The sequence below is a fragment of the Burkholderia sp. genome (assembly GCF_018375725.1).
Classification (GTDB): Bacteria; Pseudomonadota; Gammaproteobacteria; order Burkholderiales; family Burkholderiaceae; genus Burkholderia.
Genome location: NZ_JAHACR010000138.1, coordinates 1 through 10,088 on the forward strand (window position 1 = coordinate 1; position 10,088 = coordinate 10,088).

Genomic DNA, 10,088 nt, shown 5'->3' on the forward strand with positions numbered 1-10,088 from the left:
CAGCAGCTGCAGGAAATTGAGGCCGTTGCGCTCGGCGGTCAGCAGCGCGCGCGCCGGGCCTTCCAGTTCGCATACGGTCGAACCGGCCGTCATGCGGTCGCCCTCACGGTAGTGCCAGCGCACGCCGATCGTCGGCTCGACCCGGCGCATCACCGCGTCGAACCACGGCACCCCGCAGAGCACCGCCTCCTCGCGCACGATGATGCGCGCACGGCGGCGCTCGCCGGCGGCCACGAGCCGCCCGGTCTGGTCGCCCGGGCCGATATCCTCGGCCAGCACGTCGGCGACGTTGCGTGCAAGCGCGTCGTCGAACGCCGCACCGTACTGCGCGCGAATGTCGTCGTAAAGCGGAGAGACTGCGCTCGTCATGCCGCCCCCACGTTCGCGAACAGCGGCTGGTCGCGCTGCAGGTCGCCGCTCGCCTGCACGCGCTTCTTGTGGGCGGCCGCGAAATCGAGCATCCGGTCGATCGGCAAACGCGCCCGCTCACCGACCGCCGGATCCACGAAGATCTCATTGTGGCCGCGCTCGAGCACGTCGGCGAGGTTCGCGAGACCGTTCATCGCCATCCACGGGCAATGCGCGCAGCTCTTGCAGGTTGCACTGTTGCCCGCCGTCGGCGCTTCGATGAAAATCTTGCCGGGCGCGGCAAGCCGCATCTTGTGCAGGATGCCCAGATCGGTCGCGACGATGAAGCGGGTCGCATCGAGCTTCACCGCGGCATCGATCAACTGCGTCGTCGAGCCGACCACGTCGGCCTGCGCGACGACGCTCTCCGGCGATTCCGGATGCACGAGCACCTTCGCATCGGGATATTCGGCGCGCAACAGGTCGAGTTCAACGCCCTTGAACTCGTCATGCACGAGACACGAGCCCTGCCACATCAGCATGTCGGCGCCGGTTTTCTTCTGAATGTAGCCGCCGAGATGACGATCCGGCGCCCAGATGATCTTTTCGCCGCGCGCATGCAGATCGGCGACGATCTCGAGACCGATAGAGGACGTCACCATCCAGTCCGCACGCGCCTTCACGGCGGCGCTGGTATTCGCGTAGACGACGACGGTTCGATCCGGATGCGCATCGCAGAATGCCGAAAATTCGTCGACCGGGCAGCCGAGATCGAGCGAGCAGGTCGCATCGAGATCCGGCATCAAAATTCGTTTGTTCGGACTCAGGATCTTCGCGGTCTCGCCCATGAAGCGCACGCCGGCGACAATGAGCGTCTGCGCGTCGTGGTCACGGCCGAAACGCGCCATTTCGAGCGAATCGGCAACGCAACCGCCGGTTTCATCGGCGAGCGCCTGCAAATCGGCGTCTACGTAATAGTGCGCGACCAGTACCGCCTTCTCGCGCACGAGCAATGCCTTGATACGCGCCTTCAGCTCCGCGCGCGCTTCGGCCGACGGCACGTCGGGCACCTTCGCCCACGCCTGCCCGATGCCGCAAGTGGCTCCCGCCGCGATTGGCCGGTCGAACTCGACGGGTTTGATCGCCGATTGCATCTCCATCTCCTCTCGACCAAAGTCGACGCTTTGTGGACCCGAGCGGCTGCTTTGGCACCCGCTCCGGGCCCGCGCAGCGCGCTCCGGTTCCATGCAAGGCTCAGCCTTGCCGATCGCCGCCGCTTGCCGGTCGGCTCAAATGAAAAACCCCGCCAGCGCGGGGTTTGTGACGTCCTGAGATTTTAATCGATTTCGAATCAGGCGTAGCGGCGCAGGCGCATCGCAAATTCCTGCAACGACTTGATGCCGCTTTGTTCGGCGCGATGGCACCAATCCTGCAACTGGGCCAGCAGCTGTTCGCGCGAGGCTGTCGAACGATCCCAGATCGCCGCGAGTTCCTGACGCAGCTGGAAGTACGTCTGCAGCTTCTGGCTGTTTGCGAAGATCTCCGGCAGCATGCGCTTCTGCGGCTCGTCGAGGCCGTCCTCTTCCTTGTGGAACCACTTGCGTGCGCCGCGCATCAACTGATACTTCTCGCGCGAGCCCAGTTCCTTCAGACGCGCGAGTTCCTGGCGGTACGCTCGCTTGACGGCCTTGCCGTAACGCGCCATCACTTCGTAGCGGTTCGACAGCACGGCCTGCAGCGTTTCCTGATCCAGCACCGTCTTGCCCTGCTTCAGGCGCGGCGTCGGTGCGACCTTCTTCACCTTCGCGAGACCGAACGCGGACATGATGCGGATGTACATCCAGCCGATATCGAATTCGTACCACTTGTTCGACAGCTTTGCCGACGTCGCGAACGTGTGGTGGTTGTTGTGCAGCTCTTCGCCGCCGATCACGATGCCCCACGGGAACAGGTTCGTGCTGGCGTCGGCCGAGTTGAAGTTGCGGTAGCCCCAGAAGTGGCCGAGACCGTTGACGACGCCGGCCGCCCAGAACGGAATCCAGATCATCTGCACCGCCCACACGGTCAGGCCGACCACGCCGAACAGCGCGACGTCGATCACCATCATCAGGCTCACGCCGAGAATCGGGTACTTCGAGTACACGTTGCGCTCGAGCCAGTCGTTCGGCGTGCCGTGGCTGAACTTGCGCATCGTCTCTTCGTTCTTCGCTTCCGCGCGGTACAGCTCCGCGCCTTCGAGCATCACCTTCCAGAGCCCGCGCGTCTGCGGGCTGTGCGGATCGTCTTCCGTCTCGCACTTCGCGTGGTGCTTGCGGTGGATCGCCGCCCACTGGCCGGTCAGCATGCCGGTCGTCATCCACAACCAGGCACGGAAGAAATGGCTGGCGATCGGATGAAGATCCAGCGCGCGGTGCGCCTGGCAACGGTGCAGATAGACCGTCACGCCGATGATCGTGACGTGCGTGACGACAAGCGCGAACAGCGCGATCTGCCACCACGAGAAGTGCAGCAGCCCGTGAGCCAGGAAGTCGAGCAGGGAATTCAACAAGGGCGTTACCTGTGAAGTGAGTGACGCCGGCTATGCGAGCCGGCGTCAGAGAGATGAAAGCATACCGCGTAATAGACCGGAATTTTACTTCAACCGTTCCAAGTCTTTGTAAAAAATGACTATTTCTTGTCCTAACGCAACGCCGGACAGTCCAGGAAGGGACGTTGCCGGCCCGGCACTCCGTTTATGGCCTATTTACGTGGTTAATCGCGACGTGTCCGGCCTCACCGTCGATTTCGGCCGGGCGCGCCGCCTCGAATCCGTCCGGCAGGCCGATCACCCGCACCTCGCGTTGCGGGAACGGCATCGAGATGCCGTGCTCGGAAAAGAGCCGCCAGATATTGCGGTTCACCGTCGAACGCACGCCGGCCGTGCCCTTCGCCGAATCCTCGATCCAGAAGCCGAGCTCGAGATTGATGCCGTCCGAGCCGAAGCTCGCCAGGTAGGGCGTCGGCGCCGGATCCTGGGGCACGCGGCTCACGTCCTTGGTCGCCTCGACGAGCAGCGCGAGCGCCTGCTCGACATCGGTCGTATAGGCGACCTGCACCGCGAGCTTCACGTAGCCGCGCGTCAGATACGACGACTGGTTCTGCACGATGTCGGTAATCAGCTTCTCGTTCGGAATCAGCGTTTCGTTGCCGTCGAGGCCGAGCACGACCGTGTAGCGCGTGCGGATCTGCGTGACGACGCCCTGCTGGCCGCCGACCGCGATCGCGTCGCCCAGGCTCAGCGAACGGTCGAGCAGGATGATGAAGCCCGATACGTAGTTGCTCGCGATCTTCTGCAGCCCGAAGCCGAGCCCGACGCCGACCGCGCCGCCGAAGACGCCGAGCACGGTCACGTCGATACCGACGAGCGACAGCCCGATCAGCACCGCCGCGAACACGAGCAGCGCGCGCCCGACCCGCGACAGCACGACCTTGGTGTTCGCATCGAGCGTCGTCGCGCGCTTCAGGCGATCGTCGAGCACCGAGCCGAGCCACATCGCGATCATCAGCGTCACGCACATCCAGAGCGCGCCGGAGAGCACCGACAGCAGCGTCAGGTGCGCATTGGCGACACGGAACTGCACGCTGTCGAGCCATTGCAGGACGTCATGCTGGATGCCGAGCACGGTGAGCGCCATCCAGACCCACACGACGGTCGACACGATCTTTTCGACGATCGACAGCCAGGTGCGCGTGCGGCCGTCGCGCACGAACACGCGTCGCGCGACGAAAAACAGCACGTAGATGGTCCCGATGCCGAACAGCGGCACGAGCGCGAGCGACATCAGCGACGTCGACATGAACGGCTCGAACGCGAGTTGCGCGCCCCATACGAACACGCCGCCGAACAGCGGAAACAGCGCGCGCTCCAGGCTTTCCGCGCCGGCGCGGGGCGCACGCCCGGCCGCGCGGCGGTGCGTCTCGATGCGGCCGTTCACGAATCGCGCGGCGAGCCACGCGAAGCACAGCGCACCGATCAGCACGGCCGCCTGCCAGATCATGACCGGCTGGTTGAAATCTTCGATCACCGACGCAAGCCGGTGCGACAGCAGGCGATTCTGCATCATCCGTCGAACCCGCCCTTACTGTCCGCGCCGCTCGAGCACGGCCGCGAAGAAGCCGTCGGTCGCATGGCGGTGCGGCCAGAGCGACAGATAGTCGCCGGTCTCCAGCTCGATGCGCTGGTCGGCGAGCACCTTCTGCGCCGGCACCAGCACGAAATCCGGATGATCGGCGAGGAACTGCTCGACGACCGCCTCGTTTTCCGCATCGAGCAGGCTGCACGTCGCATAGACGAGCCGGCCGCCCTTCTTCACAAGGCGCGACGCGCTCGCGAGGATCGATGCCTGCTTCGGCTGGAGTTCGTCGATCGATGCGTGCGACTGGCGCCATTTCAGGTCGGGATTGCGGCGCAGCGTGCCGAGGCCGCTGCATGGCGCGTCGACCAGCACACGGTCGATCTTGCCGGCGAGCCGCTTGATCTTCGCATCGTGCTCGCTGTCGATCAGGACCGGGTTCACGTTAGACAGGCCACTGCGTGCGAGCCGCGGCTTGAGCTTCGCGAGCCGCTTCTCCGACACGTCGAACGCGTACAGGCGGCCGGTCGAGCGCATCATCGCGCCGAGCGCGAGCGTCTTGCCGCCCGCGCCCGCGCAGAAATCGACGACCATCTCGCCGCGCCGCGGCGCGACGAGCGAACACAGCAGCTGGCTGCCCTCGTCCTGCACCTCGATCAGGCCGTCCTCGAACAGCTTGAGCTTGGTCAGCGCGGGTTTGCCGACGACGCGCACACCGTTCGGCGCGAACGGCGTCGCGCCTGCGTCGATGCCGACCGCGCGCAGCCCGTCGATCACCTGGTCGCGCGTCGTCTTCAGCGCGTTCGCACGCAAGTCGAGCGGCGCCGGGTAGTTGAGCGCCGCGGCGAGCTGCGCGAGCTCGTCCGCATCGAAACGCGCGGACAACGACTGCTGAATCCATTCCGGCAGGTTCGTGCGCACGCGCACCGGCAGGCTCGCCGGGTCGATCTTCGACACGTGCTCGAGCCACGCCGCCTCCGTATCGGACACGAACGGCCGGAGTGCAGAACGGCCGACCGTCTGCATCAGACCGAGCAGCGTGAGCCGGCGCGCCGGGCTGCCGGTGCCGCTCTCGGCGAGGTGCGAAAACTCCGTCTTCCGGCGCAGCACGGCGAACACCGCCTCGGCGATCACGCCGCGCTCCGCATGCCCGAGCTTCGGATGCGCACGGAAGAAACGGCTTGTTGTCACGTCGGCCGGGCCGGCAAATTTCAGCACTTCCGCCAACAGCGTTTCGGTTTGACCGATCAGAAATCCGTGCAGCTTCATACACCCTCACTCGTCATGGGTTGCGGTTCTTCCGCGAAAATCCAGCGCGCCTCGTCCGGCGCGACCACCGCCCGGCCAGCCTCGAGGCGCAGGCGCCCCTCGACAAACCAGCGCACCGCCCGCGGATACAGCACGTGCTCGGCCGCCAGCACGCGCCGCGCGAGCGCGGCCGCGTCGTCGCCGGTGCGCACCGGCACCGCGGCCTGCGCGACGATCGCGCCGCTATCCAGTTCCGGGATGACGAAATGCACGGTCGCGCCGTGCAGCGCGACGCCCGCGTCCAGCGCCTGCTGGTGCGTATGGACGCCCTTGAAGCTCGGCAGCAGCGACGGATGGATGTTCAGCATCCGGCCCTCATATCGCTCGACGAACGCGGGAGACAGGATGCGCATGAAACCGGAGAGGATGACGAGATCCGGCGCGAAACGGTCGATCTCGGCGGCGAGCGCCGCGTCGAAGCTGTCGCGGCCGTCGAACGACCGGTGGTCGACCACCGCGGTCGCGATCCCGTGCGACGCGGCGATGGCAAGGCCGGCCGCATCGGGCCGGTTGGCGATCACGGCGGCAACCTCGGCGGGCCATCGCTCCTGCGCGCACGCGCGGATGATGGCTTCCATGTTGCTGCCGCGACCGGAAATCAAGATGACGAGTTTATTCATCCGCGAATTTTACCATTCGGCCTCATGTTTCCCCCTCCTCAGCCGCCTGACCGCCCGAGCGTTTATAATCTTCTGCTTTGCGGCACCCGTCCGCCCAATCCCCGACGCTGCGACCCGCTATCGTGAAAGTCTTCCGCGGCCTGCCCAACGCCGAAAGCCGCGCCCCGTGCGCGCTGACGATCGGCAACTTCGATGGTGTCCATCGCGGCCACCAGGCCCTGCTTGCGCGCGTGCGCGAAGCAGCGGACGCGCGCGGCCTGCCGGTTTGCGTGATGACTTTCGAGCCGCATCCGCGCGAGTTCTTCGATCCGGCCGGCGCGCCGCCGCGCATCGCGATGCTGCGCGACAAGCTCGAGGCGCTGCGCGAGCATGGCGTCGACCGGGTCGTCGTCGAGCATTTCAACCAGACGTTCGCGAGCCAGTCGCCGCAGACGTTCGTCGAGCGCACGCTCGTCAACGGCCTGCACACGCGCTGGATGATGGTCGGCGACGATTTCCGCTACGGCGCGAAGCGCGCGGGCACGTTCGACACGCTGAAGGCGGCCGGCGAGCAGCACGGCTTCGAGGTCGAGCAGATGGGCACGATCGCCGGCGCCGACGGCACGCGCATCTCCAGTTCCGGCGTACGCGCGGCGCTCGCCGCGGGCAACCTCGCGTCGGCCGCGGAAGCGCTCGGCCACGGCTACACGATCAGCGGCCATGTGACGCACGGCCTGAAGCTCGGGCGCGACCTCGGCTTCCCGACGCTGAATCTGCCGATCGCTCACAAGCGGCCGGCACTCGCGGGCATCTTCGTCGTCCAGGTGCACGGGATCGCGGACACCCCGCTGCCCGGCGTCGCGAGCCTCGGCCTGCGTCCGACCGTCGACGATTCGGGCCGCGTGCTGCTCGAAGTCCACCTGCTCGACTGGCACGGCGACGCCTACGGCAAGCTCGTGCGCGTCGAATTCCTGCAGAAGCTGCGCGACGAAGCGAAATTCGACGATCTCGAAGCGCTGTCGCGGGCCATCGCGCTGGACGTCGCAAACGCACGCGCGTATTTCATCGAGCGCGGCCTCGCACCCGGCAGCCGCGCGACGGGCTTCGCGACATCGGCGACCGACCGAATTAGCTGACCCGGCCGGCGGCGCTTTGCGCCGCACCCTGGCGCCGCCGACGCGCGCGCTCATCCGATTCACGACGCACGAGCGTCCCCCGATTTGATAGCGATCTCATCATGAGCAACAAGAAAGCCGATTCGAAACCGCAGGCCAAGTATCCGGTCAACCTGCTCGACACGCCGTTCCCGATGCGCGGCGACCTGCCGAAGCGCGAGCCGCAATGGGTCAAGGAATGGGAAGCGCGCGGCATCTACGAGAAGATCCGCGCGGCCAGCAAGGGCCGGCCGAAATTCATCCTGCACGACGGGCCGCCGTATGCGAACGGTGATATTCACCTCGGTCACGCGGTGAACAAGATCCTGAAGGACATCGTCATCAAGTCGCGCAACATGGCGGGCTTCGACGCGCCTTACGTGCCCGGCTGGGACTGCCACGGGATGCCGATCGAGATCCAGATCGAGAAGCAGTTCGGCAAGTCGCTGCCGGCCGCCGAGGTGATGAGCAAGGCGCGCGCGTACGCGACCGAGCAGATCGAGAAGCAGAAGGCAGGCTTCAAGCGTCTCGGCGTGCTCGGCGAATGGGACAACCCGTACAAGACGATGAACTTCGTGAACGAGGCGGAAGAAATCCGCGCGCTCGGCAAGATCATCGAGAAAGGCTACGTGTATCGCGGCCTCAAGCCGGTCAACTGGTGTTTCGACTGCGGCTCGGCGCTCGCCGAGGCTGAAGTCGAGTACAAGGACCGCACCGACCCGACGATCGACGTGATGTTCCCGTTCGCGGAACCGGAAAAGACCGCGCAGGCGTTCGGCCTGCCCGCGCTGCCGCGCGCCGAGGGCGGCATCGTGATCTGGACCACCACGCCGTGGACGATCCCGGCGAACCAGGCGCTCAACCTGCATCCGGAGGTCGTCTATGCGCTCGTCGACACCGAACGCGGCCTCCTGATCATCGCGGAAGAGCGCGTCGCCGCGTGCATGGAGGACTTCAAGCTGACCGGCCGCGTCGTCGCGACGACGCGCGGCGAGAATCTCGCGAACCTGCGCTTCCACCACCCGCTCGCGTCGGCGCATCCGGGCTACAAGCGCACGTCGCCCGTCTATCTCGGCGACTACGTGACGACCGACACCGGCACCGGCGTCGTGCACTCGTCGCCCGCGTATGGCGTCGAGGACTTCGTGTCGTGCAAGTCGCACGGGATGACCGATTCGGACATCATCAACCCGGTGATGGGCGACGGACGCTACATCGAGTCGCTGCCGCTGTTCGGCGGCCTGTCGATCTGGGACGCGAACCCGAAGGTCGTCGAGGCGCTCGCCGCGGCCGGCACGCTGCTGCGCAACGAAAAGTACACGCACAGCTACATGCACTGCTGGCGCCACAAGACGCCGATCATCTACCGCGCGACGTCGCAGTGGTTCGCCGGCATGGACGTGACGCCGCGCGACGGTGGCCCGACGCTGCGCGAGACGGCGCTCGCCGGCGTCGACGCGACCGCGTTCTATCCGTCCTGGGGCAAGCAGCGCCTGCACAGCATGATCGAGAACCGTCCGGACTGGACGCTGTCGCGCCAGCGTCAGTGGGGCGTGCCGATGGCGTTCTTCGTCCACAAGGAGACCGGCGAGCTGCATCCGCGCACGCTCGAACTGCTCGAGGAAGTCGCGAAGCGCGTCGAGCAGTCCGGCATCGAGGCGTGGCAGACGCTCGATCCGCGCGAGCTGATCGGCGACGACGCCAACATGTACGAAAAGAACCGCGACACGCTCGACGTGTGGTTCGACTCGGGCACGACGCACTGGCACGTGCTGCGAGGCTCGCACAAGGACACGCTGCAGTTCCCGGCCGACCTGTACCTCGAAGGCTCGGACCAGCACCGCGGTTGGTTCCACTCGTCGCTGCTCACCGCAGCGATGCTCGACGGCCGCGCGCCGTACAAGGGCCTGCTCACGCACGGCTTCACGGTCGACGGCGAAGGCCGCAAGATGAGCAAGTCGCTCGGCAACGGCGTCGATCCGCATGAGGTGTCGAACCGCCTCGGCGCGGAAATCATCCGCCTGTGGATCGCATCGACCGACTATTCGGGCGAACTCGCGATCTCGGAGGAAATCCTGAAGCGCGTGACGGAAGGCTATCGCCGCATCCGCAACACGCTGCGCTTCCTGCTCGCGAACCTGTCCGACTTCGACCACGCCAAGCACGCGCTGCCCGCGTCCGAGTGGCTCGAGATCGACCGTTATGCGGTCGCGTTCTCCGCACAGCTGCAGAACGAACTGCTCGCGCACTACGAGAAGTACGAATTCCATCCGATCGTCGCGAAGCTGCAGACGTATTGCTCGGAAGACCTCGGCGGCTTCTATCTCGACGTGCTGAAAGACCGCCTGTACACAAGCGCGCCGGATTCGAAGGCGCGCCGCTCCGCGCAGACCGCGCTCTACCACCTGACGCAAGGCCTGCTGCGCGTGCTCGCGCCGTTCCTGTCGTTCACGGCGGAGGAAGCGTGGAAGGTGTTCCAGCCGGCGACGGACACGATCTTCACGGAAACCTACTACGCGTATCCGGACATCGCCGATGCCGACGCGCTGATCGACAAGTGGGCAATC

7 protein-coding genes and 1 pseudogene are annotated in these 10,088 nt (G+C 66.0%); 2 read left to right on the forward strand and 6 right to left on the reverse strand.

From position 1 onward, the window contains the following. From KH616_RS15155 to purN, 6 genes and pseudogenes are all read right to left on the reverse strand, one after another. Nucleotides 1-369: pseudogene (locus KH616_RS15155) on the reverse strand (nicotinate-nucleotide diphosphorylase (carboxylating)); the annotation flags it as partial. Further along, entirely contained in the window at nt 366-1,502 is a 1,137-nt protein-coding gene (gene nadA, locus KH616_RS15160; protein ID WP_292247535.1) for a quinolinate synthase NadA, read from the reverse strand. The pseudogene KH616_RS15155 and the gene nadA, both read right to left, overlap by 4 nt. A 197-nt stretch (nt 1,503-1,699) precedes the next feature. Continuing rightward, entirely contained in the window at nt 1,700-2,896 is a 1,197-nt protein-coding gene (locus tag KH616_RS15165; RefSeq protein ID WP_292247538.1) for an acyl-CoA desaturase, read from the reverse strand. Nucleotides 2,897-3,080: 184 nt separating this feature from the next. Further along, nucleotides 3,081-4,448, reverse strand: a complete 1,368-nt coding sequence (locus KH616_RS15170; protein ID WP_292247551.1) for a mechanosensitive ion channel domain-containing protein — start codon at nt 4,446-4,448, stop codon at nt 3,081-3,083. A gap of 18 nt (nt 4,449-4,466) precedes the next feature. After that, nucleotides 4,467-5,729 carry an RsmB/NOP family class I SAM-dependent RNA methyltransferase gene (locus tag KH616_RS15175; RefSeq protein ID WP_292247541.1) on the reverse strand — a complete coding sequence of 421 codons (1,263 nt, stop codon included), beginning with the start codon at nt 5,727-5,729 and terminating at the stop codon, nt 4,467-4,469. After that, nucleotides 5,726-6,388: a phosphoribosylglycinamide formyltransferase gene (gene purN / locus KH616_RS15180; RefSeq protein WP_292247544.1), complete on the reverse strand. Its 663-nt coding sequence runs from the start codon at nt 6,386-6,388 to the stop codon at nt 5,726-5,728. The genes KH616_RS15175 and purN overlap by 4 nt, the downstream gene beginning before the upstream one ends. A 122-nt stretch (nt 6,389-6,510) precedes the next feature. Here purN and KH616_RS15185 point away from each other — a divergent pair, with 122 nt between their 5' ends. Then, complete coding sequence (locus tag KH616_RS15185) at nt 6,511-7,503, forward strand: bifunctional riboflavin kinase/FAD synthetase (RefSeq protein ID WP_292247547.1); 993 nt, start codon at nt 6,511-6,513, stop codon at nt 7,501-7,503. Nucleotides 7,504-7,604: 101 nt separating this feature from the next. Further along, on the forward strand, nt 7,605-10,088 hold a 2,484-nt coding region (ileS, locus tag KH616_RS15190; protein WP_292247549.1), incomplete at its 3' end, for an isoleucine--tRNA ligase.

Coding starts and splice junctions, on each gene's coding strand:
- nadA (WP_292247535.1), bottom strand. CDS start 1,502: ATGCAATCGGCGATCAAACCCGTCGAGTTCGACCGGCCAATCGCGGCG.
- KH616_RS15170 (WP_292247551.1), bottom strand. CDS start 4,448: ATGCAGAATCGCCTGCTGTCGCACCGGCTTGCGTCGGTGATCGAAGAT.
- KH616_RS15175 (WP_292247541.1), bottom strand. CDS start 5,729: ATGAAGCTGCACGGATTTCTGATCGGTCAAACCGAAACGCTGTTGGCG.
- purN (WP_292247544.1), bottom strand. CDS start 6,388: ATGAATAAACTCGTCATCTTGATTTCCGGTCGCGGCAGCAACATGGAA.